Origin of the sequence: Domibacillus indicus, assembly GCF_023715895.1 — a bacterium.
GTDB lineage: Bacteria > Bacillota > Bacilli > Bacillales > Domibacillaceae > Domibacillus > Domibacillus indicus_A.
In genome coordinates this window covers 21,108-46,348 of sequence record NZ_JAMBOO010000002.1, presented here as the reverse complement: position 1 = coordinate 46,348, position 25,241 = coordinate 21,108, and the positions used below count along the sequence as shown (strand labels likewise).

The 25,241-nt window shown below is 38.5% G+C and carries 36 protein-coding genes and 1 pseudogene; 28 read left to right on the top strand and 9 right to left on the bottom strand.

Features of this window, described 5'->3' with window-relative positions; genetic code table 11:
- Window positions 1-16: 16 nt before the first annotated feature.
- Window positions 17-280, bottom strand: a complete 264-nt coding sequence (locus tag M3221_RS03480; protein ID WP_251270166.1) for a hypothetical protein — start codon at window positions 278-280, stop codon at window positions 17-19.
- Between the two features lie 166 nt (window positions 281-446).
- On the opposite strand from M3221_RS03480, the gene M3221_RS03475 reads away from it, so the two are divergent.
- The gene (locus tag M3221_RS03475) at window positions 447-746 is read left to right on the top strand and encodes a hypothetical protein (RefSeq protein ID WP_251270165.1); all 300 of its coding nucleotides are present in this window, start codon (window positions 447-449) and stop codon (window positions 744-746) included.
- A gap of 330 nt (window positions 747-1,076) precedes the next feature.
- Here M3221_RS03475 and M3221_RS03470 read toward each other — a convergent pair whose 3' ends face one another.
- The 3 genes from M3221_RS03470 to M3221_RS03460 all read right to left on the bottom strand — a co-directional run bounded on the left by M3221_RS03470 (window position 1,077) and on the right by M3221_RS03460 (window position 3,692).
- Window positions 1,077-1,250: a YjcZ family sporulation protein gene (locus M3221_RS03470; RefSeq protein ID WP_251270164.1), complete on the bottom strand. Its 174-nt coding sequence runs from the start codon at window positions 1,248-1,250 to the stop codon at window positions 1,077-1,079.
- Between the two features lie 587 nt (window positions 1,251-1,837).
- The gene (locus M3221_RS03465; RefSeq protein ID WP_251270163.1) at window positions 1,838-2,056 is read right to left on the bottom strand and encodes a hypothetical protein; all 219 of its coding nucleotides are present in this window, start codon (window positions 2,054-2,056) and stop codon (window positions 1,838-1,840) included.
- Between the two features lie 1,468 nt (window positions 2,057-3,524).
- A complete protein-coding gene (locus M3221_RS03460) occupies window positions 3,525-3,692 on the bottom strand; it encodes an aspartyl-phosphate phosphatase Spo0E family protein (protein ID WP_251270162.1) in 168 nt (55 codons plus the stop codon).
- A gap of 166 nt (window positions 3,693-3,858) precedes the next feature.
- On the opposite strand from M3221_RS03460, the gene M3221_RS03455 reads away from it, so the two are divergent.
- The 4 genes from M3221_RS03455 to M3221_RS03440 all read left to right on the top strand — a co-directional run bounded on the left by M3221_RS03455 (window position 3,859) and on the right by M3221_RS03440 (window position 5,871).
- Window positions 3,859-4,041, top strand: coding sequence for a DUF3954 domain-containing protein (locus M3221_RS03455; protein WP_251270161.1), 183 nt, complete (start codon window positions 3,859-3,861; stop codon window positions 4,039-4,041).
- Window positions 4,042-4,523: 482 nt separating this feature from the next.
- Window positions 4,524-4,673, top strand: a complete 150-nt coding sequence (locus M3221_RS03450; RefSeq protein ID WP_251270160.1) for a hypothetical protein — start codon at window positions 4,524-4,526, stop codon at window positions 4,671-4,673.
- Window positions 4,674-4,746: 73 nt separating this feature from the next.
- Window positions 4,747-5,238 (top strand): sigma-70 family RNA polymerase sigma factor, encoded by a 492-nt coding sequence (locus M3221_RS03445; protein ID WP_251270159.1) that lies wholly within the window; start codon window positions 4,747-4,749, stop codon window positions 5,236-5,238.
- Between the two features lie 90 nt (window positions 5,239-5,328).
- Window positions 5,329-5,871 (top strand): BA5345 family protein, encoded by a 543-nt coding sequence (locus M3221_RS03440; RefSeq protein WP_251270158.1) that lies wholly within the window; start codon window positions 5,329-5,331, stop codon window positions 5,869-5,871.
- 71 nt (window positions 5,872-5,942) lie between these two features.
- Here the strand turns inward: M3221_RS03440 and M3221_RS03435 are convergent, their stop codons facing one another.
- Window positions 5,943-6,113, bottom strand: coding sequence for a DUF8096 family protein (locus M3221_RS03435; RefSeq protein ID WP_251270157.1), 171 nt, complete (start codon window positions 6,111-6,113; stop codon window positions 5,943-5,945).
- Between the two features lie 108 nt (window positions 6,114-6,221).
- Between M3221_RS03435 and M3221_RS03430 the strand changes: the two genes are divergently transcribed.
- The 8 genes from M3221_RS03430 (at window position 6,222) to M3221_RS03395 (ending at window position 11,508) form a co-directional block, all read left to right on the top strand.
- Window positions 6,222-6,980, top strand: a complete 759-nt coding sequence (locus tag M3221_RS03430) for a DUF5677 domain-containing protein (RefSeq protein ID WP_251270156.1) — start codon at window positions 6,222-6,224, stop codon at window positions 6,978-6,980.
- A 121-nt stretch (window positions 6,981-7,101) separates the two neighbouring features.
- Complete coding sequence (locus tag M3221_RS03425) at window positions 7,102-7,521, top strand: DUF3908 family protein (protein ID WP_251270155.1); 420 nt, start codon at window positions 7,102-7,104, stop codon at window positions 7,519-7,521.
- 69 nt (window positions 7,522-7,590) lie between these two features.
- The gene (locus M3221_RS03420; RefSeq protein ID WP_251270638.1) at window positions 7,591-7,785 is read left to right on the top strand and encodes a hypothetical protein; all 195 of its coding nucleotides are present in this window, start codon (window positions 7,591-7,593) and stop codon (window positions 7,783-7,785) included.
- A gap of 583 nt (window positions 7,786-8,368) precedes the next feature.
- Complete coding sequence (locus M3221_RS03415; RefSeq protein WP_251270154.1) at window positions 8,369-8,680, top strand: IDEAL domain-containing protein; 312 nt, start codon at window positions 8,369-8,371, stop codon at window positions 8,678-8,680.
- 979 nt (window positions 8,681-9,659) lie between these two features.
- On the top strand, window positions 9,660-10,034 hold the full coding sequence (locus M3221_RS03410; protein ID WP_251270153.1) for a hypothetical protein: 375 nt from the start codon (window positions 9,660-9,662) through the stop codon (window positions 10,032-10,034).
- A gap of 205 nt (window positions 10,035-10,239) precedes the next feature.
- Complete coding sequence (locus M3221_RS03405; RefSeq protein WP_396120238.1) at window positions 10,240-10,488, top strand: hypothetical protein; 249 nt, start codon at window positions 10,240-10,242, stop codon at window positions 10,486-10,488.
- Between the two features lie 362 nt (window positions 10,489-10,850).
- Window positions 10,851-11,039 carry a hypothetical protein gene (locus M3221_RS03400; RefSeq protein ID WP_251270152.1) on the top strand — a complete coding sequence of 63 codons (189 nt, stop codon included), beginning with the start codon at window positions 10,851-10,853 and terminating at the stop codon, window positions 11,037-11,039.
- Between the two features lie 223 nt (window positions 11,040-11,262).
- Window positions 11,263-11,508: a sporulation protein Cse60 gene (locus M3221_RS03395; RefSeq protein ID WP_311316120.1), complete on the top strand. Its 246-nt coding sequence runs from the start codon at window positions 11,263-11,265 to the stop codon at window positions 11,506-11,508.
- Window positions 11,509-11,574: 66 nt separating this feature from the next.
- On the opposite strand, the gene M3221_RS27075 is transcribed toward M3221_RS03395, so the two are convergent.
- Window positions 11,575-11,745 carry a DUF8096 family protein gene (locus tag M3221_RS27075; protein ID WP_472843770.1) on the bottom strand — a complete coding sequence of 57 codons (171 nt, stop codon included), beginning with the start codon at window positions 11,743-11,745 and terminating at the stop codon, window positions 11,575-11,577.
- Between the two features lie 100 nt (window positions 11,746-11,845).
- On the opposite strand from M3221_RS27075, the gene M3221_RS03385 reads away from it, so the two are divergent.
- Complete coding sequence (locus M3221_RS03385) at window positions 11,846-12,028, top strand: hypothetical protein (RefSeq protein WP_251270149.1); 183 nt, start codon at window positions 11,846-11,848, stop codon at window positions 12,026-12,028.
- A 614-nt stretch (window positions 12,029-12,642) separates the two neighbouring features.
- Here M3221_RS03385 and M3221_RS03380 read toward each other — a convergent pair.
- Window positions 12,643-13,281, bottom strand: coding sequence for a hypothetical protein (locus tag M3221_RS03380; RefSeq protein ID WP_251270148.1), 639 nt, complete (start codon window positions 13,279-13,281; stop codon window positions 12,643-12,645).
- A 404-nt stretch (window positions 13,282-13,685) separates the two neighbouring features.
- On the bottom strand, window positions 13,686-13,841 hold the full coding sequence (locus tag M3221_RS03375; protein WP_251270147.1) for a hypothetical protein: 156 nt from the start codon (window positions 13,839-13,841) through the stop codon (window positions 13,686-13,688).
- A gap of 191 nt (window positions 13,842-14,032) precedes the next feature.
- Here M3221_RS03375 and M3221_RS03370 point away from each other — a divergent pair, with 191 nt between their 5' ends.
- From M3221_RS03370 to M3221_RS03320, 13 genes and pseudogenes are all read left to right on the top strand, one after another.
- Window positions 14,033-14,260 carry a hypothetical protein gene (locus M3221_RS03370; RefSeq protein ID WP_251270146.1) on the top strand — a complete coding sequence of 76 codons (228 nt, stop codon included), beginning with the start codon at window positions 14,033-14,035 and terminating at the stop codon, window positions 14,258-14,260.
- An 82-nt stretch (window positions 14,261-14,342) separates the two neighbouring features.
- Window positions 14,343-14,555: a hypothetical protein gene (locus tag M3221_RS03365; protein ID WP_251270145.1), complete on the top strand. Its 213-nt coding sequence runs from the start codon at window positions 14,343-14,345 to the stop codon at window positions 14,553-14,555.
- 564 nt (window positions 14,556-15,119) lie between these two features.
- A complete protein-coding gene (locus M3221_RS03360) occupies window positions 15,120-15,599 on the top strand; it encodes a DUF3942 family protein (protein ID WP_251270144.1) in 480 nt (159 codons plus the stop codon).
- A 143-nt stretch (window positions 15,600-15,742) separates the two neighbouring features.
- Window positions 15,743-15,925, top strand: coding sequence for a hypothetical protein (locus M3221_RS03355; RefSeq protein WP_251270143.1), 183 nt, complete (start codon window positions 15,743-15,745; stop codon window positions 15,923-15,925).
- Window positions 15,926-16,058: 133 nt separating this feature from the next.
- Window positions 16,059-16,328, top strand: coding sequence for a hypothetical protein (locus M3221_RS03350; RefSeq protein WP_251270142.1), 270 nt, complete (start codon window positions 16,059-16,061; stop codon window positions 16,326-16,328).
- Window positions 16,318-16,623 (top strand): annotated as a pseudogene (locus M3221_RS03345) (phage terminase large subunit); the annotation flags it as partial. The gene M3221_RS03350 and the pseudogene M3221_RS03345, both read left to right, overlap by 11 nt.
- Before the next feature lie 553 nt (window positions 16,624-17,176).
- Window positions 17,177-19,381 (top strand): S8 family serine peptidase, encoded by a 2,205-nt coding sequence (locus M3221_RS03340; RefSeq protein WP_251270141.1) that lies wholly within the window; start codon window positions 17,177-17,179, stop codon window positions 19,379-19,381.
- A 211-nt stretch (window positions 19,382-19,592) separates the two neighbouring features.
- A complete protein-coding gene (locus M3221_RS26225) occupies window positions 19,593-19,721 on the top strand; it encodes a hypothetical protein (protein ID WP_285878882.1) in 129 nt (42 codons plus the stop codon).
- Window positions 19,722-20,183: 462 nt separating this feature from the next.
- Window positions 20,184-20,387: a hypothetical protein gene (locus M3221_RS03335; protein WP_251270140.1), complete on the top strand. Its 204-nt coding sequence runs from the start codon at window positions 20,184-20,186 to the stop codon at window positions 20,385-20,387.
- A gap of 374 nt (window positions 20,388-20,761) precedes the next feature.
- Window positions 20,762-20,893 carry a hypothetical protein gene (locus tag M3221_RS26220; RefSeq protein WP_285878876.1) on the top strand — a complete coding sequence of 44 codons (132 nt, stop codon included), beginning with the start codon at window positions 20,762-20,764 and terminating at the stop codon, window positions 20,891-20,893.
- On the top strand, window positions 20,881-21,489 hold the full coding sequence (locus tag M3221_RS03330; RefSeq protein ID WP_251270139.1) for an S-layer homology domain-containing protein: 609 nt from the start codon (window positions 20,881-20,883) through the stop codon (window positions 21,487-21,489). The genes M3221_RS26220 and M3221_RS03330 overlap by 13 nt, the downstream gene beginning before the upstream one ends.
- A 105-nt stretch (window positions 21,490-21,594) precedes the next feature.
- On the top strand, window positions 21,595-23,304 hold the full coding sequence (locus tag M3221_RS03325; protein ID WP_251270138.1) for an S-layer homology domain-containing protein: 1,710 nt from the start codon (window positions 21,595-21,597) through the stop codon (window positions 23,302-23,304).
- Complete coding sequence (locus M3221_RS03320; protein WP_251270137.1) at window positions 23,304-23,561, top strand: DUF3006 family protein; 258 nt, start codon at window positions 23,304-23,306, stop codon at window positions 23,559-23,561. Before M3221_RS03325 ends, M3221_RS03320 begins: the two co-directional genes overlap by 1 nt.
- A gap of 98 nt (window positions 23,562-23,659) precedes the next feature.
- Here the strand turns inward: M3221_RS03320 and M3221_RS03315 are convergent, their stop codons facing one another.
- The gene (locus tag M3221_RS03315; protein WP_251270610.1) at window positions 23,660-24,121 is read right to left on the bottom strand and encodes a CarD family transcriptional regulator; all 462 of its coding nucleotides are present in this window, start codon (window positions 24,119-24,121) and stop codon (window positions 23,660-23,662) included.
- A gap of 409 nt (window positions 24,122-24,530) precedes the next feature.
- On the opposite strand from M3221_RS03315, the gene M3221_RS03310 reads away from it, so the two are divergent.
- Window positions 24,531-24,734, top strand: coding sequence for a DUF6366 family protein (locus tag M3221_RS03310; protein ID WP_251270136.1), 204 nt, complete (start codon window positions 24,531-24,533; stop codon window positions 24,732-24,734).
- Window positions 24,735-25,241: the final 507 nt, after the last annotated feature.

The window sequence follows — 25,241 nt, the reverse complement described above, 5'->3', positions numbered from 1 at the left end:
GTAAAAGGGCTCTTGCTTAGTCTTCTCTATATTTATAGGCGCCATAAGACGCTCCCAGCTTGCTCTCAATGTAGTCTTGTGGGTTTGCTGTAAAAATCGCTTTATCCCTGACAGCTTGAATTACAACATCATTATACATGTTTGCAACCCGGCACAGCCCATCAATTATATCGTAAAGCTCTTGATTGTCATTTGTTTGAGCAACGGACCATTCTTGAAGTTCATGTAGTTTTTCTCTTACATCATAAAGAACTTCTAATTCGAATTTTTCATTAAGCATTTGATGCACCTCCAAGTTGTTGTACTAACCTAATCCTATTGTTTAGTCGATTAAATTATTACAGGAGTGAAGCAGAACTCGAAGTAGCACCTTCATTTTAAAAAGTTAAGTGAAACAACACGATTAGTTAAAAATAATTGAGTTAGAGGATTGGAGTGAACAATTAATGGCATACCGTGGAGCAGTAGTTGTACAGCAATGGACGCCAGAGGAAGTACAAACGTATTTCGATGAGAAGTTTGGGTCAAAGCGGCCAGCTTACGTGAAGAAAGCAGAACAAGAGGACGCTCTTCGTTTTTCAAAAAACAGTAAGCGAAAGAGGAATGATCTCTGTCTGACAAGGCCAAACAAGAAGCAATACGAGCGGTATCTGAAGCAGGGTCTTACGGAAGAAAATATTATTGATCGCTATCCTAATTTGCCGATAGGGTGGCTACAGAAAGCAAAGGAGCGGTGGGGAATTTAATAAAACCCAGAAGCAATGCTCCTAGGCAATCAAGCTGTGAACCACAGGGGGTGGATAGCTTGATATTGTTTATTATCCTTTAATAATTTAAAAACGCAAATGTAGATGTGTTGAAATAAAAAAGCAGCCAGGTGGGGGACCTGACTGTAGAAAGGGTTGCGTCTTTAGGAGTTGGGTTTGAATCAGTACCATTATGATCCGACAGATGAAAATTTATACAAAAAAACAAAAAAAGCTGTATTTATTTAATACAGCCAACTTTACATCGAACGGGATTTACACGAAGAAACAGGGCTACTTCAGGAGTGACTCACAGAAAAGTAAGGGCACTTAGTAGTATCCTTTACCACCATATCCATAGTGTCCTTTATTATCGTATCCGTAGTCTCCTTTTACATAAGAGGCACCGATAATAATCAGAAGAATAAATAAGACAACAACAAGTGCAAAACCAGATCCGTATCCACCTTTGTCTTCATACCCACCTTTGTTTTCATTGCTCATGGCTATCACCTCCTACCTCTTCATAGTATTGAGAAGTTGAGAGTTAGGATTGTGTAAATGACCTTATAGAAGAAAATTTTATCCGTGAGGTAGAAAATAATAGGGGATTTGTATAAAAAAGCAGCCAGGTGGGAGCCTGGCCAAAGGAAAGGTCTCCGCTCCTAAGAAGTGGAGTGGAAATTGACAACACCAGTATTGACCGTTAAATAAAAGTTTATACAAAACAAAATTGCTTATTTGTATTTTAAATTAAAAAAGAGCAATTCACGGAATGTAAATTACTCTAAAAAGGTATAGGCATCTGAAGGGGAACTTTTTAAATCGCTCTAACAGCCAGTGTATGTTTATGTTATTGAATAGTGACAATAAATGGCCTCATCTCAGCAGTATTTAAGATTAGACGGCAGTCAGTATGCTGCCGTCTAAATAAAGAAGAAGGAGCTGTATAGCTTCCTTCTCCTAATGAGCCTCACTTACATTATTTTGATCTTTTACCATGAAAATATACATTTTTAAAATCATCTTCTGATTAAAGAATGAACAGAGTGGAAGAAGGATTTAAAGTTTTATCGGGTGAGGGATAGTGGCTAGCCTACAAATTCTTGGATGACTTCAGCGGCTTTATCTACATCATTGTAAAGTTCTTTCTTGTTAGTTTGGGGCCAGGTTATCTGGATTTTCTGGACTTCTTCTGCAAACTGAACATGCAATAGAGGTTCATCATTTTTACTAAACGTGTGGGTAATATTAACGCTTTTAAAGAAGCATATCGTCTCTAGGGTGTCCTTTATATGATTGAAAGACATTGTATGCTGCCTCCTTTCTTGAATTAAAGGAAAGTGACTAAAAAGTAAAAAAAATCCAACTGAGTACGCTTATTACTATAACATATGCTTACTGCTATTGCTTAATTGGAGATCCAACAAAAATACGGTATTGATCGTTGCTTACCATTTATTCAATAAAAAAGCAGCCAGACGAGAGGGCCTGACTGCAAAAATCATGGGCTTTTTTGGAGTTAGCATCGAAGGTGGCGTTACTATTATGAATCGGTTGAGAAAATTTAATACAGATAAATCTTGAGTTCAGCGTATGTCTGTATTCCATATAATGCAGACTTTAATAAGTAGTAAATTGAAACAGTAAAAGAGACAGGGCATCATTTATCTTTCGACTCATTGTGCTCATCTTCTGGCATAGGTCTGTTAAGTTTACTGTTAGACCTGTAACCTTGATATTGATATAGAAGCCAAGCTAGAACAATTAATGTATTCACAAAATATAAAAGTAAAAAGAGTGAATAAAAAATAATAACCCCTCCTAAAGATTTCACTAGCATGAGGATGACCGTTTTTAGAGAAATTATTCATGAAAATCTCATAAGTAAGTTAACAGTTTGTCTAAAACAAATAGGCCTGAAAGCAAATGCTCTCAGGCAGACAAGCCTTAACCACTGGGGACGGTTGCTTGATTCGTTTCCATTTTAACCACAAATAAACAAATTTGAACAAAAAAACAGCCAGGCTAGAACCTGACTGTAGACACGAAGGCGATTCTTAGCTATATGAAGTTGAAAGGAATAATACCAGTATAAACCGTTTGAGAAATACTTATACAAAAAATATGGAGATAACAACATGACTTATCGAAATGCTGTCAAAATGCAGAAATGGCCAAAAGAAAAAATCCCGGGATACGCCCGGGTTTAGAAGTGGCAAAGCTAACTGAGGTGCCTGCTTGGAGTAAGCATTAATAAAGTGTATTTCATCAAAAGAAAAAATATTCATGATAGAAATTGAAAGTAAAAAAGCAGCCAGGATATGAGGAACCTGACTACACGGATAGTTAAAATCCTTTGGAGGATCAAAATCAACAGTTATTATTATGACCGTTTAAGAAAAATTTATACAAAAAAGCCAAGGAGGTCTCAAACTCCAAAGCCATCAAGAACGTTAATTTATCGCAAGGGGACTAACGCATCGATAGTAATCATTTCCCTTATCAATAGAGAATAAACAAAAAAAACAGCCAGGCGAGGGGAGCCTGACTGAAAAACAACAGGTTTGTAGGAGTTGGATTTAGAATTAACAGTACCATTATGACCCCGCACAAGAAATTTTATACAAAAAATAAAACAGCCAGGCATGAACCTGACTGCAGAAATGGTTTTGATCTTGATGAATTAAATTTTATTAGTTCGAATTATTACCATTATAATCCTTTTAATGAAAATTTATACAAAAACACCGAAGAAAACTTCGGCTTTATATTTATTCAGCTGTTTTGAAGCTGAAACTGAATGATTAATTCATCTAACTCTTGGCTATAATCTAAGACTTCCTTACTTCCAAGTCCGTAGACTGTACCAGCTAAAAGCATTAAATGACGAAGCTTCTGAATTTGAGATGATAAATCATCAAGGAGTGGTCGGTTGTTTTCCATGTAAATCCTCCTAAATTCAAAATAGAACCTAGTTAAATTATAGGATAATTTTCACGAAAAAGAAACAACTGTTTGGCAGAAAATCTAACAAAAAGCCGAGAATAAGTCCCCAGCTTTTAAACTATTACTCACAATCTTATTTTAACAGACTGGGGGCTTCTACAACATGAAAATAAATTATGAAAAAATGACGGCCGAAATAAATTTAATGAAAAATGCAGTATATGTGGTGAAAGACGGAAAGTTGCAGGAGGTAGCTAAGCCTGATAGCGGTCACGGTAAGCAAATTATCAGTTGGCAGGGTAACAAGCCTTGTCACGCTAAATTGGAAACAGATATACGGTTTTGAAAAAAAGAGATAGTTCCACCTTATATTCACTTACACAAAGAAGAAGGAAGGGCTAACCTACTTCCTTCTCTCATCATCAATATATGTCTTCATTTAGCGCTCGATACACAAAAAAGCCGGGCAGGAGCCCGACTGTAGACAAAATGATCCTTCTTATGTAGCCGGATAAGAATGAATCATTATAAGTATGCGCCAGTTCATGAAACGTTATCCGTAATTACACGCAAAAAAAGAAGAGACAACGGACTGTCTCTTCGTAACAAAATATTTAAACTTGAAAAAATTAAATTAACATTTCTTGAAGCAACTGACCTACTTATATTATCGCTGGGTGATATTAAAAACAAGCGGTAAATAAAGGTATTCGAAATTGTGATTTAGCTAAATGAATATGCTTATTGGAAACCCCAAGGGCACTGAATAAACGCACATGTGGCGTCTATTTGGTGTCCTTTTTTATTTACTGAAAAGGAGCGGTGGAGATGAAAACAATGAAAGAGCAGCTGCAGCAGTGGAAGAAAGTGAATCCGATGCCGGCGCCAAAGAAAAAGAACCAAAACAAGTGCAAGCCAAAGAAGAAACAGCCCGCTAAAAAGAAAAAAAGCTATCCGATAGAGATTTACGCTACTTGATGAACATGGATATGAAAACACTTCGCCGCGGACGTGGCGGAGCTTATAAGTAAAAAAACAAAGGAGAACGAATATGCAGATACTTATTTACGAATACAAACAATCACTAAGAGCGCTGAAGGAAATGAAGACAGCCATCGAAGCGAAAACGGAATTGTCGGAGCAGGATATCCAGGATAAGACGCTCATTAATAGCATGATAAGCGAAATGGAGTTTGCGATTCAGTGGATGGGGTCCGGCCGGAATCCAGATGCAAGGCGTGGAGCTGATCGGACAGGAGCTTATACATTGGATCCAAAACTGATAGAAGCAGTTGTACCAAACCGCGCGGTAAGTGAAGAGAGAAAACTCACAGCGCATGAACAATGGCTGCTGGATGATGTATTGGCTGATTTAACAGTAAGGGAAAGAGATGTATTTACCTTAGTAAAAGCAGAAGGATTGACCTATGAGTACACTGCGGAGTTGCTGGGCCTTACTAAATCATCTGTCCAAACGTATCTTGAGAGAGCCGAACGGAAAATTAAAGAACGCAAAAACGGCAGCCTTTTTCTTGTTTCATGAGAAAGGCTTTTTCTATTCTATCAAGCTATCAAGAAGGAATAATATTCTTTTAATAGAATATAAATACATAAAGAGAGGAAGTATAATAGGATGAACTTTGACACGAAACATTTGATCCGAGGGGGAATTCCAGGATGGGTTTATTTAATGACGATTATATTTTATGTGTTTTCTGACAATCCTAATTATATATCGGATCTTAAAGGAAAAGAAGGCCTATCATTAATAGGTTTAGGAGCTATTTTGGCTGGTTTAGGGGTACCAGTCGGATACTTAATTCATCAGGTGAGTATGTTTTTTGGTTTCATTATATGGACACCAAATAAAAGCAAATTTTTTAAAGAAGAGTATGAATTAGACAGGATTATCTTTGATTCCGAAGACAAAGGTGAGAAAATAAGAGAGCGTTATAGACATCTTTTATCAAGAGTGCATGAATTAAGAGCTCTTAAAACTAGTCATGCTTTATCGATAATTACTGTAGCTTCTTTAGCTTTGTTTTATTCCGATGTTGTTAATACCCCTTGTATTATTATTTTAATCGCCAACATTGTTATGTTTATAATTGTTCATTTCAATCAAAAACATTTCGATAAAAACCTAGACTTTTTCAAAAGGCAGATTAGAGGATAAAATCCCTTTGCGTTGTCGTACAAATACCGTATATATGAGAAAGAAAAAATAAACTCTGCCAGTTGGCGGGGTTATATTATTTTCTTCATACCATAGCTCCGGCACTCATGAAGAAAGGCCATGTTTTTAATGGAGCTCTTAAAATGAGCATTACCGCAGTTATTACAACGGCCACTTTTAATGTCTGGGAATTCACGGATGTTATAGGTGATGCTTAAATCGATTTCTTGATTTGTTTCCATGCTGCACACTCCTTTTGAATCACTTAAACATGATAACAGATTTCATGTCGAGTGAAGGGCAGGAAAATAGAGGTTCTTATCGAAGGGTTTTTAGAGGGGAGTGATAAGGTGAGCAATGTCGATGGGTTAATTTCGTTTAATGATAGAATTACTGATCTATTTGAAAGTATGGAGAAACAAGAGGGATTCCGTTCATCAGAAGGATGGTTGAACGGGATAATGTACGATCTTTATTCGAAAACCAAAAGAGCTTTTCAAACAAGTAACGTTATACTGAATTCGGATATACCAAATAATTATATTGAAGTGTTGCCGCAATTAAGAATAATATTGGAATCATATCTTCATAGTAATTATATTAGGCTAAATAAGAGCGATGGGGATAGATTGGAGCAAGAGTATAAGGACCATCTTGCGTACCAACAATGGAGACTTGGGAGAACCCTGAATGAACTGAAAGAAGAGTCGCCGAAAGAAATAGATGATTATGATGAGTATATTCAGTCTTTCTTTGAAGGTAAGCCTAAAAGAAATAGAGTTCAGCATCTCGAAAGCATAAAGGATTTATCTAAAAAAATACATCAATTTGAACTATACGCGGAAGTGTATACAATGTTAAGCGGCTATGTTCATTATAACCCGCAGACTAGACACTCTTATGGAGTGGCTAAAGATAATGAGACATTTAGTTACAGTAAATTCGAATATAATGAAGCGCTAGATATTCGTATCAGAAAATATATTTTAGATTTTACAATAAGTGTTATAAGAAACATGACAGTTTATTTTGAGTTGAAAGAATTCATGCGAGGTGATTTCTTCCAAGTGGATAATGACTGGCGTTTCATAGTAAGTCGAGTCATATAAATAGGCATCCTCCAAGGGTGCTATTTTTTATGCCCAAATACACAAAGCGATTAGCGTAAGGAGCAGAGGAAGGAAAATATCTCCTTTTGTTGAAATGAGTAAGCGAAGGGAGGTTACCATTATGGATATTATTTATAGTGAGTTTTTGGAGGGCATGAAAAGATTAGGCTTTTACAACTCTGATATTGAAGATCAGTACTATTCGTTAAATGATATTGTCGATGAGTCTAAGATATTGCATTTTTATCCTAAGAATTATCTTTTTAAAGACAAGTCTTTTAATGAAGCACAGATTTTCTTATTTGAAAAAGAAAAGATAAGAATCATTAGTTTCTTGGAAGGTGGATATGTTTCTATAATGGATAGGACTTTAAATACTGTTTCAAGAGTTGAGTTATTACACAAAGATAGACATTCTTCATCCATAACTCTTCATTTTGATAATGGCGATACTTATTTTTTAGATAGTAAATTAGATAGCGTTAATCATAATTTTAAACTGCAAGAAATAATTTTGGATATTTATAAATATTTACAATAAGTTTTGCATCTCATTTGAGATGCTTTTTTCTTTTCTTAAAAACAATCTCGGAGGTGGTGGTGATATGAAGTGGCGAAATGGGATACTATCAGGTCGGAATGGGAAACAACCAAGATCACGCTTACTGCGCTAGCGGAGAAGCATGATATAAAACTCGGTACTTTAAAAAGCCGAAAAAGTCGTGAGGGATGGTCGAGGGATCCGACGAAAAAGGATGCAATCAAAAGTGAAAAGGTTGCAACTATTAAACAAGCAGTAATATAACAGATATTTTATTAAAAGAACGTTTACGCATTTTTGCTGGTGACTCCTTCTATACCATTTTATAAATGTACAATACTTATTTTGAGTTTACCATTTACGTGGGCTTAGAAGGGAGCTATAACAAATTAATGTTTTCTCAACAGTTCGTCCCAATTATTGATCTGAAAAAGCAACTATCCTAGGTCAAGGTAGTTGCTCGAAATTCATAAAAAGAAAGCTTCTAAATAGGAGGGAGAAAGAGCCCTGTTTGTTTTAGTTATATGTAACAAGGATGCAGACTGTGAAAATTCAATAAAAGGGGTGGCGGCCTTGCAATTTCCAGAGGGAGATTAGGTCATTATATTGGAGACGATCGAACTTTCCGGGATTTCTCACCCGAAGAAAGCTTCTAGGGGGGATCGGGCAGGAAGCGGCAGTAATAAAATATAAACAGGGGGAGTGGAGGTAGAAGCGATGGCCTTCTGTTTACAGGAACAGTAGTGAAATTTGCGTGTATTGTAGGTAGATCCATCAATTTACCGCCTTTTTACCCCCTAATTTAATTTGTATTTTTGCTTATTGAAAAAAATGGGGGGAGATATCCTTGGAGATCGGAGAGTGGAAAATTGCTAAAATCGGGGACCTTACAGTCATCGGATATATTAGTAGCATCGGTTGTTGCCACAGTCAAATTGAGCTAGCGATAGTCGGAAGAATCACAAAAGGCAAAATAATGTGGGGAACGCCAACGAAGTTACTATTTGGGGAGCATCGTTTAAAACCCATTGGCACACTACTGGACGATATACAAGATAAAACAGCACTCATTGACCTAGCTCTTATGACGAAGGACAAGGAATGGTTTGAAGAATTGACGAAAGGATTAAAAATCGGCATATCGCGGAGCAGTAGTTGAGCGGAAGTGAATGCTTATTGTGCTTCTAAGTTTGAATCGAAACGGCCGGCCTATTTGTGAGAGGCAGAGGAATGGTGCGTATAAGGATCTCACAACGCAAAAGACGATAAATTCAAATAGAAACCTTAGGAGAGCACAATACATTCGGTCTATAGAGAAAGGTATTACAGATGAACATATTCTTGTGCGGGCCAAGGACCTGACTTCGGAACGGTTGAAAATAGCGAAGAAGAGACGGGGATTTGAATAAAAAAGCAGCCAGGCTTGCACCAGGCTGCAGTAAAGAATGTGTCATCTGTGAGTGTGGGTTCATAGCTGACTGTGATATTATTGGCGAACTTGAAAAAACTATACAAAAAGATCAACAATGCAAATCTATAGAACATCTCAGGACGCCATGTTAGAGAAAACAACGTAAAACAAAAAGCCCCGGTACACCCGGGTACAGAGGTAGCATGACTGAAAAAGGTGCCTGCTTGGGCTAAGCAGTGATAAAGTGTACTTTATTAGAAAAGAAAATATACGCGAAGTGAATTTAAAACAAAAAATAGCCAGGCATGAGGGACCTGACTGTAAAAAGTTGAGCGACAGAAACAGATGTGAAACTGGCAGTAACATTATGGTCCATCAAAATGGATTTTATAAAAAAAGCCAAGGAGCTTTCCAGGCTCATTGGCCAAAACGGGACCATCAAGAACGTTAAGAATAGGGGAACTATCTAACGTCTTGATCATGATCATTTCCCCCATTTAAAGAAAAATATGCAAAAAATAGCTAGAGGGGCTCTCGCTGCAGAATGGCTTCGATCTTTAGGAACTGGATTTGAAACCAACAGAATAATCGTCAGTGCGTTGATTATGTAGAGGATGAAGGAAGGGCTAACCTGCTTCCTTCTTCCCGAAAATAGTATATGTTTCAAAATGATCAGTGATGAAAAAAGCAAATAGGTTATGCCCAGCTGCAAGAAATGGTTTCGATCTTGATGAAGTTAAATTTTATTTGTTCGAAACGTTACCATAAGCTAGTGAATGAAAAATGTACATTCGGTTTAAGTGACGAAGAGTATCTTAAAGAAAGTACTACATGTAATCACCCGCACTACTATGAAGCAAGAGTGGGATATTGTCGTGAGTTATTGGAAATTATGAAAGAACAATATAAATTTTCCGAACCATCAGGAATAAGAGGGTTTAAAAATAGTTGTGGGCATATTACTTTTTCGGATGGTCAACATAGATCCTGTATTGCGAAGAAGAATAATGTTAGCCAGCTGATGTTTGATTATTTAGGAGACAATGGGGCCCATCTATGTCGGGCCTGCTATTTCAAAATGGAAGAGGAGAAAAAGGAGTAAAAGAAACGACTGTGGAAGAACTGGTTTAGGAGGTAGAAATCAAACCATTTTTCGAAGGGGTCAATAGACATAACCTACGAAGCACTTCATGAATAAAAGCCTAACGGAAAAACTGAGGGTACTGAACAGACGCGAAAATTCGTGAGCTGTTTGGTGTCCTTTTTTATTTTGTATGCAAGTAGAAAAGAGACAAAGGAGAAGAAAAATGACGGTTAAGCAACTAACACTTTTTAAAAATATAGATGAAAAAGAAATTCAAAACCTTCTGATCATGGAGCTTCATAATTATCGAGCTTTAAAAGTGCAAATAGAGAATAAAAAAGAGAGAGAAGAGGCAGGAGTGATTGATCTTTTCCCGCCGGTTCGGAAGGAGGACCAACTAAATGAATTGAAGGTAAGGCAGGTTGATCGTGCGCTAAATCGAAGCTTAGATTTTACTGAGCGGAGAATTTAGGCCTCAAGAAAGGAAAGTACTATGACGAGAAGCGCTCGGCTATTTATCGTCTTGCTGCCGCCCTCGGAATTATTTAACTCTGTTTGGATAAAAGGCGAACAAAAACCGGACATTTCCTGGACAAAACAGGCACCATTTTGGGCACCTTTTTATTTTTTGAATAAAGGTAACATTTTCTTATCGGGTGGCGCATCTGCGACAGTCGGTGGGAGAAGCGCCTTTCCCTTATCAAGACGTACTTGAGCGATTCTGCGAGATGAAGAAGTGTCCTGCTCAGCCAGCTCTCGGTGTATTGGGAGGCGTGATCACAAAAATATACCATCAAAACGAAAGAGCAAATAGCGCAAGGTGGTGCTAATAACATGAAAATAGCAGATCTTTTGTCAACTGATATAAAGAAGCAATTGACCGCTGTTTCTGGCCAGGATAAAAGAGAAAAAGATCCGTTTGCAAAGCCAAGGGAAAAATACCGACGCTGGGAATGGGAAGAATTAATGGGACAGCGAAGAGATACATACGCTCGGGTGGGAGGCAGTCTTAGAAGGAAATAATTCTTCTGGTGTTATCATTTATTTAATTAGCTAACATAAAAAGTTCCTAATTCCAATAAAGTGATAATAGCAGTAAGTACAAAAGCAAGCAGGAGGCTGCCCCAGTAGCTTAAAACAATTTTAAAATGACAAAAACAAGGATAGATGCAGGTAACCATTGATGTCCGAGTAATTATTTGACTAACGATTTTGTAGGGTATTATCCTTTTTTCACCAAAATAACATGAGGGAAGAGAGGGGAAAAATGAATAAACGACATTATTCAGTAAAAAGTTTTGAGAGCAATAAATTCGATGAACTAACTAGACATATTAATCTTTTTATTTATCACCAGTTATGTGAAGGACAATTAATTGATATAAAGTACAATATCGTTCCTATATCAATTAGTACTCACAAAGAGACTGATGTACAATCCAAAATTCATTGCACTGCTTTAGTTATTTATAAAAATTTAAACGAAAATTAATAGCAACCGCCTTGGTAAGAGGTGGCTTTTTTCATTGCTCAAATAAAACCCTGTCATCTGGCAGGGTTAAATTATTTTCTTCATGCCGCAGTTTCGGCACTCACGAAGAAATATCATATTTTTGATTGAACTCTTAAACTGAGCGTTATTACAATTATCACAACGACCGCTCACTTTATCGGGTACCTCTCTAATGTTATATATGATGCTTAAATCGATTTCCTGCTTTGTTTCCATGTTGCTCACCTCGCCTCGACAATCATATCACTTAACTATCAGTAAGTGAGGAAGGAATTTATCTCCTTTAATCGAATGTAAGGTATAAGGAGATGATAAATTGAAAATAAAAGTTAGTTATTACTGCTTGGATTCTAATGGGATGCTGGAAGGTTTACAAAAATATGAACAAGTAGAAATAAATCCGGATTTAGCTGGTGGCGTAAGGAAGCTAGTTGAAGAAGCATTAAGCAAAAAGTTATACATAAGTAAAAACAAATTAAAAGTTATAAGTATGACATGAATTTAGCTTCATCTTCTATTAGCACCCACAACGGTGCTTTTTTCTTTGCCTATAAAATTCTCGGAGGTGGTGGTGATGTGAGGTGGCGAACTGGGAGGATATTAGATCGGAATGGGAAACAACCAAGATCACGCTTTCTGCATTAGCAGAAAAACATAGTATAAAACTCGGTACCTTAAAAGTCGGAAGAGCCGTGAAGGATGGTCAAAGGATCCAACGAAAAAGGATGCAACCGAAAGCGGAAAGGAACCATCTGACTCATCCATTAAAAATTCTACTCGTACAGTCTTACATCGGCTAGTAGAAAAAGATCCAAAAGGTATCGATCCATCTTGGGTGGAAAACTGGATAAAGGCATGCTCACTGAATCTGATGCGACCGGCTTGCTGTTTGTTGCTATTGATCGCGGGTTAATTCAGGGTAAAAAAGAATAAAGCAGGAAAAAGCCCCAAAGCTGTCTGCAATGTCGGCTTTGGGGCTTTACAAATAAAATTCATTTTTTCTTACTATTAGTACGGCCAGGTTTAACAGAATTCTCTTTTAAAATCGAAGGAGCTGGTTTTCTAGGCAGAGGAGGGTTTTTTTTACTGTTTTGCGGGCTGGTTTTTCTAGAGTTATTTTGGAACATTAAAATTCTCCTTTATATCTTTTTCTTTAGGTGACGCTGGATCTTCAGGTGTACTCGGATCAACAATTTCAAACTTTTGAACATTTGCATCCTTTTCAAGAAAGGTTGGGACATAGAACATCAAAGAAATTAAAATAGTAACTGCTAAAACAATTATACCAATATGTGCGTTGCCCATATTTTTTGTTCTTTTCTCGTTGACCTCCATATTATATGTGCCTATCTCAATATAATATTCAGTCATAGATTTTTCGAACTCACTATCAGGATTTCCTTCAGCTTCGGGATAATCTTCGTAGTACTTTACTAAATCTTGATAGTAAGAATTTAATACCTGAGAAGAAGGTATTCTTTTATAAGGTGCTCCAAGTAAGTTTATTAACAAAATCACAATTATAAAGATAGAAGTAGCTACTGAAAAGATTAAGGAGATGTAAAAAACCCAAAAGAAATCAGAGTAAAAATATTTAGTGTATTCAATGGAGCCGGCATTTTTAATACAGTATAGCAAAGCAGCTAATAATAAGGTCACAATTGTAACGTTTGTGGAGAAACGGTTTTGCAGGTATTCTCTCGATTCCAGCTCTTTATGATAATTTTCTTTGAAAATTTCTATTCTATCCACTTACTCAACCTCTTTACCTTAAATTATTCTGAGACTAACTTTCTAATTTCATCTATAATACTTTTTACTATTGTATGACAAAGTGTGATTTATTTGAAAAAAAATTAAAAAAGACCAGTTTTACCTGGTCATAAATGTTTTTTCTTCATGTCTCTAAATGTCCCTTTCTTGATAACCCATTTACCCGGACGCGGCCAAGCGCCACAATATAAATGAACAATGCTGCTAATTTTTGTTATTCGTACATGGGTCAGAATCCTGTATTTCTTCCTGACATCGCGGATGTCTTTACGTCGCTTGAGTCTGCAGAAGAAGCCCGGGTGCTTATTGCTGTTGAACATGGATACAATCCAAAAATCAAATCGTATAGTGTATAACAAAAAAAGCCCCGATTTCAATCGGGGTTACTCCTTTGGTTCAGTAATTTCGGTCCATTCATCCAAGTTAATTGCTTCCTTTTGCCTCTGGGGATTAAAATCACGGTATTGTACAAGTAATAAATCTGGCCCATACTTCAACAAATAACAGCCCAGCATATTTTCATTCTCATATATCTTCATGAAATTCCCCCTTTAAATAAATGTATCATAACCAGAGGTTTTTTTTCTTTTCAAACTCTCTCACCCAGTCGCATCAATTCCCTCTTTTTCACACTTCTTCTTAAATATTTTCATCTATTTCGGCATAACACAGGCATTCCCGCCCATATCATTATTTAACACTAATTAACATAAGAGAAGAGGTGGTGGGAATGGACGAAGAAAAAAAGCTGACCGTAAAAAACATTCCTTTGTACATCGGAAAAAATAACACTCCCGCAAAGGAACATCATGTAGATCCTGTTCGGTCATTATCAGCGAAGCTCAATCCGGAATATGATAAGGATTTAATGGATGCGTTGACAAAGGTCCCGAAACGAGAAAGATCTAAACTATACCGTGATGCGGTACGTCTTTACCTAAAACAAAATCCTCAATAAAACCCAAGATCTTTCCCAGCAAGCAGTAACCTGCGCCGACAATCAGTTCACTACCATCAAAAGTGAAAAGGAGTGCTGCATAGTGATGAAGGATGTTGAAATTATCAAAATGTGCCGCCAATTTGTCGCCGGTCTTGTATGGCAATATGGAGCGCGTGCCTTTCCGCAGAATTGTTTAGCCAAGCTCGAAAGTATTACACGAAAGAAACTGGCTGAATTTACGGAGGATGAGAAGGAGAAGTTTAACTGGCCGCTGTTCTTTAATATAGGAATGTTGGAGATCGAAATGGAGTAGAAAAAGCCCTGGTTTGGCCGGGGGTATAAATACTTTTTAAATATTTTCTCGTATGAACCTTCGTCAATAATCCTCTCTCCTGGTCGTGGCCAAGCACCTCAATGCAAAGGAACAATACTGCTAATTTGTGTTATTCTTACATGGGTCAGGCTCCTGTATTTCTTCCAGGCAATGCGGGCACACCATAACCATTTTTTCTTTCTTCATGTAATCAGCTCTTTTATACGAATTAGGTAGCAGGAAGCCTTTTGAATTGTAAAATCATGATAAATCAATCGATAAATCTAATCATTGCAATGTCTTTCACACAATATGAAGGAGATAGTGTAAATGATGAAAAGATGGGAAAACGCCAATAAAGGGCACAAGCTGCCGTCAGATGATCTCTTTGGTTTATAAAGCACCTGTATAAGGTGCTTTTTTCTTTGCTTAAAACAACCTTGGAGATGGTAGTAATGTAAAGCGGCGAACTGGGATGCTATTGGATCAGAAGGGATGCTTAAATCGATTTCTTGTTTTGTTTCCATTGGTGCTGCTCACTCTTTCTTATGAAGTCACTTGAACATGATAATAAATTTTGTGTCTAGTGAAGGGCAGGAAATTATCTCCTTTTGCCGAACTTATGATTATAAAACAGCAGAAGGAGTGATTCGTTTGAGTTTTCAAGACATTTTTGCCGGGAAAGTTAAGGAACATCTGGTTGAAGATCCTGATAAAGCTGTTTTACAGAAAGAATTTAAAGAGGTGTTATTCCCGTATCTTTCTGAATTAAACAGTAAAATAGGTTCTGAAGAGAACAGAAGTTATAGCTTTAGGATGTCACCTGAAACAGGCGGGAAAATTAGAATTAAAGATGCAGAACTACATATTAAGGTAAAACAAAGTACGAACAAAATAAAAATTCTTCAGCATCAAAAGGAACTATATTTAGATGAGCTCATTGTTAAAAACGGCAAGCTTTTTAGCGAGAGGCATGATGAAGAATTTAAAATAGAACATTTAGAAGGGTATTTAGAAAAAACTTTTGCACCTGTCATATTTTAATTGAACACCTTTTAGAATGATGGTTTTATATCTGAGTATTATTTGTTTTTAAAGATAGGAATAGAAAACGGTATTAAGTAAAAAGGCTCCTGGGAGGGGGCCTTTTTATTGTGGAGAAACAATGGAGGTGGTGGTGATGTGAAGTGGCGAACTGGGGTGATATTAGATCAGAATTGGGAACAACAAAGATCACGCTTGCTGCATTAGCGGAAAAGCATGGTATAAAACCCGGTACCTTAAAAAACGGAAAAGCCGTGAAGGATGGTCGAGGAATCCGGATGCAGCCAAAAGTGGAAAGGTTGCAACCATTTAACAAAAGGATATAACTGAAAAAAGTAAGGGCCTCAACGAAAGAGAAGCGGAAACCTACATCCGAATAACCAATTTACAAAACGGAACAAGGCTGCTGAGAAGTATGCGTTGTTCTCTAGGTTCCTGCCAGATGAAACAAAAGAGATCATGGATGCAATGACCGATCTTTCTGCCGCTGATTTGATACGGCAGCGGATACAGATCCAATTTGCTGCAATCATCTGCTCTCAACAAATTATGTGGGTTGAAGATAAAGATGAAATGATCAAAGAGATTAAGAAGACTGAAACTTATTCGGATGATAATTCAACTTCAGAAAAGCAGGAATGGGAATTTCAATTTGCCTGGGATCGGCGGGCTGCCTTTTTAAACGCTCAATCTCGAGCGATGGAAGAACTCCGCGGCTTTTTTATTTGATTGGTCCACTAAATTTCAGTTCCTTGTCGGCGGCTATGGCAGCAGCAAGAGCTATCATGTAGCTTTAAAAATTATTTTGAAGCTGCTAGAAGAAAAACAAACGGCTTTGATTGTCCGTGAAGTTTATGATACATACCGTGACTCTACGTTTTCTTTACTAGAAAAGCTGGTTATCGATTTGGGCTTGGAGGATCACATTAAGTGGATAACATCTCTTATACAGATTCGCTTTCCGAATGGCAGCAAGATTATATTCAAAGGAATGGACAAGCCAGCTAAGTTAAAGTCCATTAACCTGCTTGTACCATTCATTAGTGACGGAGAATATGCGCTGCTTCATGCGCATATTCTGGTCATTGCAGGGCACAAGAAAGGGAATCATTTAATAAGATAAGTATATGTGAGCCAGCTTCTACGCACTTGCTAGGACCGGATATATATAGTCTGCTTCAATATCCATCCTTGCTGAAGTTAGATTACTATCCAGCTTTTCTGGTCTGGATATGCTGATTTATAAATATAATGCATCTATTCAAAAAAGGGAGAAATACTGACGAAAAGAAAAAATTCCAAAAAAGTACAGTGGAACAAAATAGAATTACTTACAAATCATCTTCAAAGGAAACTTTATAGAAGCTTCGTAGAAAAACAGGGCTTGCTTCCAAAAAATAATTAATAAAAAGATACTCAAAAAGAATAACTTAGTTAGAAAGAGGAGGCTGAATTAGATACTACCAGTTATTATTTTTTATTTTTAGATACGTCTTTTTAGGGTTTCATTACTTTCTCAAGCAGGAATGAAATAATGGGGTATTTTTCCGGATTATATGATGAAAGGGAGTAGTGAATTGAAAAACTTCGTCTGCGGAGTAATAGGTATCGGGTTGTGGCTGTCAATTCACGGAAACCATCCGGTCTTTGCTGATAGTAATGAGGAAAAACAAATGCTTATTATTTTTGATGAGGAAGCCAGTCAGCAAGAGATTGACAAAACGGTAGAGAGTGTAGACGGTGATGTGATAGATTCATTTGAGCAAGTGGCGGCCGCATCTATTGAAATACCAGAAGATTCAATCGATGAGCTCCAGAAATCTCCTTCTGTAAAGCATGTAGAGGAAGATATTCTCATTCATCTGAGCGAACAAATAGAAGATTGGGGTATTCAGGCCACCAATATACCTTCTGCCTGGAATTCTGGTTTTACAGGTCAAGGGGTTAAAGTAGCGGTGATTGATTCGGGTATCGCACCGCACAGTGATTTGGCGGTTGCAGGAGGGGTATCAACGGTTGGCTATACGACTTCATACAACGATGATCAAGGTCATGGAACACATGTGGCTGGTATAATCGGCGCACGAAACAACAACTTCGGTGTAAAAGGGGCGGCTTACGAATCGGAACTTTACGCTGTAAAAGCGTTTGATCAAAATGGTGAAGCGTATTTGTCTGATTTGATCGAAGGAATCGACTGGTCCATTTCAAATGGAATGGACATCATTAACTTAAGTTCAGGCACTCAAATAGAATCCGCTGTATTACACTCTGTCATTGATCGAGCTTATGCAAGCGGCCTGCTTATAGTTGCAGCTGCCGGAAATGATGGAGCGCCAGATGGACTAGAAGATACAGTGGACTTTCCGGCGCGTTATTCGTCGGTTATTGGAGTCGGCGCTGTAGACAGCTATTTTAATCGAGCTCCTTTTTCATCTACAGGGCCAGCTGTCGAAGTAGCTGCTCCCGGTGTAAGAATTCTAAGTACCTATTTAGGGAACCAGTACGCTTATATGAGTGGCACTTCCATGGCAGCACCTTATGTAACAGGGGAACTGGTTTTATTGAAACAGGCTTACCCACGGCTTACCAATGAAGAATTGCGCCAGGTACTAATTGAGCATACAAGGGATTTAGGCTCAGCAGGAAGAGATCCGTTTTTTGGCTATGGTTTCATTCAGGCTTCTTCCTTCACAGAGCCTACAGAATTTGAGGAAGAGAATCCATTGACCGGTATAAACCTCAGTCAAAGTTCCCTCTCAGGAATGCCGGGAGATACCCTCAATGTCATAGCATCTGCGGTATTTAAAAACGGCGAAGTCCAGAATGTGACGAATGAGGCAGCGTGGTCATCGGCTAACACCGCTGTGGCAACGGTTCAAGACGGAAGAGTGGAACTGAAAGGTTATGGCAGCACAACAATTACAGTGACATACGAAGACCAATCCGCTGTGATCATTGTAAACGTTCCAGCTCCAGAGCCAGAACCGAATCCTGTTGTCAACCTTGAAGTCAACCAAACAATTCTAGTAGGGCAGCCAGGAGATGTTATTAATGTCACAGCATCCGCCACCTACAAAAATGGTGATAGGCAAAATGTGACGAATGAGGCAGCATGGTCATCGGCCAACACGGCTGTTGCCATGGTCGAGGACGGAAGAGTAGAGTTCACCGGCTATGGCAGCACAACCATCATGGTTACGTATGAGGGTCAATCAACTATGATTGTGGTCAATAGCCCAGAGCCGCTGCCAGAATCAGAAACAGGTATTCATTCTTTCCAGGATGTTTCTTCCTTTTATGCTCCGGCCGTAGAATATTTGGTTCGTAATCAAATCACCCAGGGTTTATCTCGGACAGAATTTGGTGTTCAGAAGGATATTATCCGTGCAGACGCTGCCATTTGGTTAGCTAAAGAACTAAATTTAAACACGGAAAGAGCAGAGGAATCCGGCTTTGTGGATGTACCGCCAAGGGCTGCAGGGGCAGTAAATGCGCTGAAACAAGCAGGGATCATTGGCGGGAAAACAGCAACCAGATTCGGTGCCTCTGATCCGCTGACACGTGGGGAAGTTGCTCTTATTTTACAGCGGGCTTATAACCTCACAGGAGACGGAAGGTCATCTTCTTTTACAGACGTGTCTTCTCGTTACAAGGAAGCTGTGGATGCATTGGTTGCAAATAATATCACATCTGGTTACACTGCAACACAATTCGGGGTTGCCCGTAATATTACCCGCGGTCAGCTGGCCGTTTTCCTTTATCGGTTGTCGTCTAAATAATGTTTATAGGAGTACCCAGATTAAACTGGCATGAAAGCATTCGTGCTTTTGTGCCAGCTTTTTTATTGTTAAACTTTTGTGGGAAAGTAAGAATAACGTGGCTTTTATTATCCATTGAAAAGGCCGGGCGAAACTGTTACGGTGTGAAGACAAATCGGTTGAAGAGGCAGTAGAGGCTGAAAAGCTTGGTGCTCATGTGAAGGAAGGGGATTTGATTAAAATCGAGTCTCTTCCAGAAGGACTTCAGGTTGAGTTTTTAGAGAAGGAAACAGAGAACATTAAGGAAAAAGCCAGAGTGATTAAAGAGCAGCTGCTTAAGCGAAATGACGAAATTAATTAAGAAAGCCGTGTCAGCATAACAGCGGATGCGGCCTTTGATTTTGCAAATCATTATTGCTCAATTTTATCAATAAATATACTAGGGATAGTAATATCTTCATCCATTGTAGACTCATAAGTTAACAGACCATTCGATGTTCCCATCACAGTAATTAAATCATCTTCTAAGATTCTAGAATCGATAATGTAGGAATTGTAAGCGCCAAAAAGTATGGTGTCATAATCTTCGTTAACAGTAATCCTTACTTGAACTTCTCCATCACCAGAACAACCTTGACTGTTTATGTTGGTAATTGCAGCTAATAGTGCAGACCAGATTTTCGGAGTAGACGGCGCGTCTGCTGTGAATACTAAGAGTTCCGGATCTGCTATGTGTGACGGGAGCTTTTTTGAAGAAAGTTTAAAACACAAGGATAAAGTTAATTAATCATATTACATGCTGCTAAAGAAAAGGAGAATCAATATGAGCGATTTTGCAGAAATACTAAAACAACCAGAGGAAACTCCAACAAAGTCACCGCCAGAGACACCGGTAGAGCCGCCAGTGGAAGCACCGACAAAGTCACCAGCAGAGACACCAGTAGAGCCGCCGGCTGAAGCGCCGGCAAAACCACCGGCAGAAACACCCATTGAGCCACCAGAAGAAACACCCGCAAAAAATAAATAACTATTTTAATTTGATTCTTCTAAGCCCACTGTCTGCTATTGATAGTGGGCGTTTTTTGTGGAGCAAGGGATCGATTATTGATTAACTTCTTTCTTATATCGTGTCTTGAATGAAAGATAATCTTATCTGGAAAAAGACCAGTCACAGCCAGTCATAAGTATTTTTTGACCCTCTCTTTAAATTTTCCTTCCTTTGATTTATAAATGAAACTTATATTTAATTACCCGAATTGACGCTTGTAATATACAGTATTATGATGTTTAACAATTATTTTTAAAAAATAATATAAATTTTAACAATAATAGGTATTTAAGCTCATTGAACCTGCCATATTCTAAGGTAATATATTGTAAAATTGATAAGAAGAGTATAGTTTGAAAAAATTTATCACATCATTTTTTTTGACATCTTTGCTTTTTTCGCTTGGTTTGTTAGTTCCAGATTTTTCTTCAGCACAGGAAAATGTGGCAGAGAAACCAGAATGGGAAGTTGATTGGGTTCAGTAAATGGCGTTGAGCTTGATGAAGAAGCAAGATATCATATGTGCGGTGTGCTCTTTTTAACGTCTGGCGGCACGCCAAAATTGAGTTACGATCCGGACAGACTACATTGGAAACTGGAAAACTGGCTATATCCAGCATTTATCGATGTTCGAAATGACCATTGGGCACGTGAAAATATTACGTGGGCATTCCGCACGGGATTGATTCAAGGGTTCCCGGATGGCCGGTTCCAGCCACTTTCTTTATTGAAAGAATCTGACTTCACTGTAATTGCGGCTAAATATTTCGGCTTTAAGCCAGGTGCCACTTATGGCCACCGGGCACAGCAGTATTACGATTTCTTTAAACCATACAATCTGCCGCTTAAAGGGCACACGAATGATACTGCGAAAAACGGTACCGTAACACGCGGCCAATTGGCACAAGTCATTGCGGCTTCTCAGGGTGCTGCTTATGGACCATATTCAGCAGTCGGAGCCTCTGGCATAACGGGAGCTAAAACATTTGAAGACTATCACTTTAATGAACCGTTAACCCGTGCTCAAATCTTTGCTTTCTTCCAGCGCATGGAGGCAGCAGGTATGACTGCATTGAAGTAAACGAGAAACCGCCAAGCCATTTGGCGGTTTTCTCTTTGAAATATTGACACCTAAAGAAGTAATTTAAAAATATAAACAGGTTGGTAAATGAGGGAGGAAGATTAGTTGAAAAGGTCATTAGCTTTATTATCAAGCATAGTTTTTTCGCTTGGCATTGCGGCTCCGCTAGCTCAGGCAGCAACATTTAAGGATGTTTCTGAAAGTTACAGATTCCACGAGGATATTGATTATTTATCCAATACAGGGATTATTTCTGGTTTTCCAGATGGCCGTTTTATGCCTGATACGCAGGTAACCCGTGCTCAGGCGGCGATTATGATTGGCCGTGCATTTGATGTGGATGGCACAAAGCGATCGACGGTATTTAATGATGTAAGTCCATCCAGTGTGGCCTCCGGTTATATTGCACAGTCGGTAGAAGGGGGCATTATTAGCGGTTTTCCAGACGGAACATTTCGTCCTAATGAGCCGGTTACCCGGGGACAGCTGGCAATTTTGCTGACACGTGCTTATGAATTGACAGAAACAGCACCAGTAGTGTTTAAAGATGTATCAAAGAATTCAGCAGCTTATTCTTATATCGGTAAGATTATTGCAACTGGTATTACACAAGGTTATCCAGACAATACATACCGTCCTGACACAGCAGTGAAACGCGGCGAATTTGCGGCGTTTATGTCACGCGCTATAGATGCCGCAGACACTTCTGGGCCATTGCCGGAAGGACCTGCTTTATACGTGGATTTCTTGAATGTTGGCCAGGGGGATGCCATTTTTCTTGCATTCCCAAATGGGCAGACGATGATGGTGGATGCCGGCCGATCGGATACAGATATCAAGGAAGCAGTCAGCGGATTTGGTCCTGGCTTTGCGATTGATACATTCGTGGCCACTCATCCAGATGCCGACCATATTGGTGGGGCTGATGCTGTGATTAAAGATTTCGGTGTGAAAACCGTTATTGATTCCGGCCAGGATCATACGACGAATACATACCTGGATTATCTGGCAGCCATCCAGGTGTCAGGTGCCGACTTTAAGGTAGCAGAAGAAGGCCAGGATATTTCGCCGGATCCATCCGTTTCAGTGAAGGTATTGCACGCAGACAGCCAGGCAGCGGATCTTAATGAAGGGTCAATTGTTCTTAAAGTGAGCTACGGTGCTGCAGACTACTTATTAACAGGGGATGCCGGTATTGCAGTAGAAAATGAAATCATGGCTAAATATGATCTGGATGCAGAAGTATTGAAGGTTTCACACCATGGATCTTCTACTGGAACCTCAGCAGCCTTTTTAGCTGCCGTTGACCCAAGTGATGCGATCTTATCTTATGGAGAAGGAAACACATATGGACATCCTCATTCTGAAGTACTGAACCGCCTGCTTGATTATGGTGTTAATGTGTGGAAAACACCAGAAGGGAACATCGAAACATGGACAGAAGGCCAGGAGATTCATTTCACACAAGGGATTGATGTACCGCCAACCGTAGAAGATCCAGTGGAAGGCAGCAGCACAGTCGAAATTGCCAGCAAAGATTTAAGCGGGGAAACAGTTGGCATCAAGAATAGCGGCTCTAGCAGCATAGACCTGTCCGGATGGAAGCTTGTCAGTGTTCAAGGAAACCAAACATATACATTTCCAGATGGCTATATCCTCGGAGCAGGGAAGACCGTTTACGTGACATCAGGACCCGATGCAAAAGAACAATTGCCAACGTATCTGAAATGGACAACTTCTAACATGTGGGCCAATATCGGGGATCCAGCACAGTTATTTGATTCAAATTGGGAAATCGTGAGCGTGGTGGACTGATGAGAAACGGTATTTATACGATTGATTCCATTGAAAAAGGCCAGGCGAAGCTGTTATGGCGGGAAGATGAATCGATTGAAGAGCTGTTGGAGGTTAAAAAGCTGGGGGCTCATGTGAGAGAAGGGGACTTGATCAAAATCGTGTCTCTGCCAGAAGGGCTCCAAGTTGAGCTTTTAAAAGAGGAAACAGAAAGTATTAAGGAAAAAGCTGGAGCAATGAAAGAACAGTTGCTCAAGCAAATTGAAGAAAAGAAATGAAAAAAAGCCGTATCAGTTATTTACTGATACGGCTTTCAGTTTGTAGAAAAAGTCTTCATTTTGAAGACGGTGTCTGCAAGCTTTTTTATTATATATTTTTAGCCAGCGGTTTTTACCCGGCTAAGCCGATCTTGTAGTAAGTCTTTCGCCTGTGGCTGCGTCATGCTGTTACTTAGCTCAAGTTCACTGACAAGAAACTGCATTGCATCGCGGAGCATTATTTTTTCGTTTGAATTCAATGGTTTTTCCTTTTGGATCATAACCAAATCGCGGATAACCTCAGCTCCATCTTTCGTCATACCCGTTTTCATTTTGTCAGTGTTGATCTTAAATCTTTGTTTATATGTTATAGACCGATCAATTTCTCCTTGCCCGAACATGTCCATGACTTGCTCAATCGCTGTCATGTTCAATACGAGCCGCATCCCATAGTCGCTCACTTTCGTGATTGGAATCATTACCTGCAGTTTCTTAAGAGGAAAAGCCATAATGAAATATTGCTGTGTTTTCCCTAGAATTTCTTTTTCCTCAATGGCTTCAATTACGCCTGCCCCATGCATTGGATATACAATCTTGTCACCAATCTCAAACAAACTAATCCACCTCCATGGATGATTCCTTTCTTGAGATTAACACAACATGAATTTTTATTCAAATTTTACATGATATCATATTTCATTTTTTATTGTCAATATGTTTTCTTTCCGAAAAAAGACTGCTTACGAGTAAGCAGTCTGGGAATGTAGATGAAGCCTTCCAGATATCATATTCTATATACTAATGCTCAAATCTTTCTTCATGTTTTCGGACGGAATTTAAGATTAAAAAAGGAAAAGAAGACGACGATGCACAGTCGAAACATATCCCGTTTTGGAGTGGTATGGTAGAATTTCGTGATGAAGAGATAAAGGTTGATTATTCAAGAATTAACAAATTATGTTAGAATTATAGAAAATAGGGGGTGCTAAAATGAGCAAAGATAAAGAAACTCCTGAAAGAACAAGAGAAAGACTAAGACAAGAAGAACTAAAAAGAAATCCAACTGGAAATATGAATGATGCATTTAATGAAAACCTTGCTGATTTAGCAGGTAGTTTAGGTTGGAAAGGTGTCAGCATTCTAATCCTTGTAATTTTAATAAGCTTTGTTTTGATATCAATATTTTTTAAATAAGAAGGCCTCTTTTTGAGGTTTTTTATTATGCACTTTTTAAGGTCTCAACCGTAGTCCATTAGGTTTTTGATCCGCTGAAATAAGTATCTGTTCCACTTGTTTTTCAAGGGATAAACACTTGTCTAATACGCTCAAGAAATAAGAGAAAAAGCCTTTTAAAAAGTATGGTCCTTCTCTAAAAGGTATGAATAAAATGAACTGAGTATCTTATGTTTAATTAAAGTCAAAAGTTTCTTGAAGGGAGTTTATAGCGTTATGCAGTGGATCAAATTTATGATCAAACAATTCTTAATGGAGCCTTTATGGTTTAAAATACTAGTCTCTACCACTTTACTTAGTTCTATTATTTTTAGCAGTTCATTTTTCTCGAATAATGCCTATTATCAAAGTGGCTCCAAATTAACTGCAGCAATCTTTTTTTGTGCATATGGCATTAAAATGAGGAGAAACCTTCTGAATTCTGTCTTCTTATTTACTGCGGCAATTGTATGTATTTATCTATCAATT

Bases quoted from the DNA above. Each gene is read 5' to 3' on its own strand.
- M3221_RS03370 (WP_251270146.1), top strand. From the start codon at position 14,033: ATGGACGAAGAAAAAAAGCTGACCGTAAAAAACATTCCTTTGTACATC.
- M3221_RS03335 (WP_251270140.1), top strand. From the start codon at position 20,184: ATGAGCGATTTTGCAGAAATACTAAAACAACCAGAGGAAACTCCAACA.
- M3221_RS03320 (WP_251270137.1), top strand. From the start codon at position 23,304: ATGAGAAACGGTATTTATACGATTGATTCCATTGAAAAAGGCCAGGCG.
- M3221_RS03470 (WP_251270164.1), bottom strand. From the start codon at position 1,250: ATGAGCAATGAAAACAAAGGTGGGTATGAAGACAAAGGTGGATACGGA.
- M3221_RS03455 (WP_251270161.1), top strand. From the start codon at position 3,859: ATGAAAATAAATTATGAAAAAATGACGGCCGAAATAAATTTAATGAAA.
- M3221_RS03480 (WP_251270166.1), bottom strand. From the start codon at position 280: ATGCTTAATGAAAAATTCGAATTAGAAGTTCTTTATGATGTAAGAGAA.
- M3221_RS03435 (WP_251270157.1), bottom strand. From the start codon at position 6,113: ATGGAAACAAATCAAGAAATCGATTTAAGCATCACCTATAACATCCGT.
- M3221_RS03405 (WP_396120238.1), top strand. From the start codon at position 10,240: ATGACGGTTAAGCAACTAACACTTTTTAAAAATATAGATGAAAAAGAA.
- M3221_RS03465 (WP_251270163.1), bottom strand. From the start codon at position 2,056: ATGTCTTTCAATCATATAAAGGACACCCTAGAGACGATATGCTTCTTT.
- M3221_RS03440 (WP_251270158.1), top strand. From the start codon at position 5,329: ATGAACTTTGACACGAAACATTTGATCCGAGGGGGAATTCCAGGATGG.
- M3221_RS27075 (WP_472843770.1), bottom strand. From the start codon at position 11,745: ATGGAAACAAAGCAGGAAATCGATTTAAGCATCATATATAACATTAGA.
- M3221_RS03475 (WP_251270165.1), top strand. From the start codon at position 447: ATGGCATACCGTGGAGCAGTAGTTGTACAGCAATGGACGCCAGAGGAA.
- M3221_RS03350 (WP_251270142.1), top strand. From the start codon at position 16,059: ATGGATGCAATGACCGATCTTTCTGCCGCTGATTTGATACGGCAGCGG.
- M3221_RS03450 (WP_251270160.1), top strand. From the start codon at position 4,524: ATGAAAACAATGAAAGAGCAGCTGCAGCAGTGGAAGAAAGTGAATCCG.
- M3221_RS03315 (WP_251270610.1), bottom strand. From the start codon at position 24,121: ATGCATGGGGCAGGCGTAATTGAAGCCATTGAGGAAAAAGAAATTCTA.
- M3221_RS03310 (WP_251270136.1), top strand. From the start codon at position 24,531: ATGAGCAAAGATAAAGAAACTCCTGAAAGAACAAGAGAAAGACTAAGA.
- M3221_RS03400 (WP_251270152.1), top strand. From the start codon at position 10,851: ATGAAAATAGCAGATCTTTTGTCAACTGATATAAAGAAGCAATTGACC.
- M3221_RS03375 (WP_251270147.1), bottom strand. From the start codon at position 13,841: ATGAAGATATATGAGAATGAAAATATGCTGGGCTGTTATTTGTTGAAG.
- M3221_RS03395 (WP_311316120.1), top strand. From the start codon at position 11,263: ATGAGGGAAGAGAGGGGAAAAATGAATAAACGACATTATTCAGTAAAA.
- M3221_RS03445 (WP_251270159.1), top strand. From the start codon at position 4,747: ATGCAGATACTTATTTACGAATACAAACAATCACTAAGAGCGCTGAAG.
- M3221_RS03460 (WP_251270162.1), bottom strand. From the start codon at position 3,692: ATGGAAAACAACCGACCACTCCTTGATGATTTATCATCTCAAATTCAG.
- M3221_RS03425 (WP_251270155.1), top strand. From the start codon at position 7,102: ATGGATATTATTTATAGTGAGTTTTTGGAGGGCATGAAAAGATTAGGC.
- M3221_RS03360 (WP_251270144.1), top strand. From the start codon at position 15,120: ATGATAATAAATTTTGTGTCTAGTGAAGGGCAGGAAATTATCTCCTTT.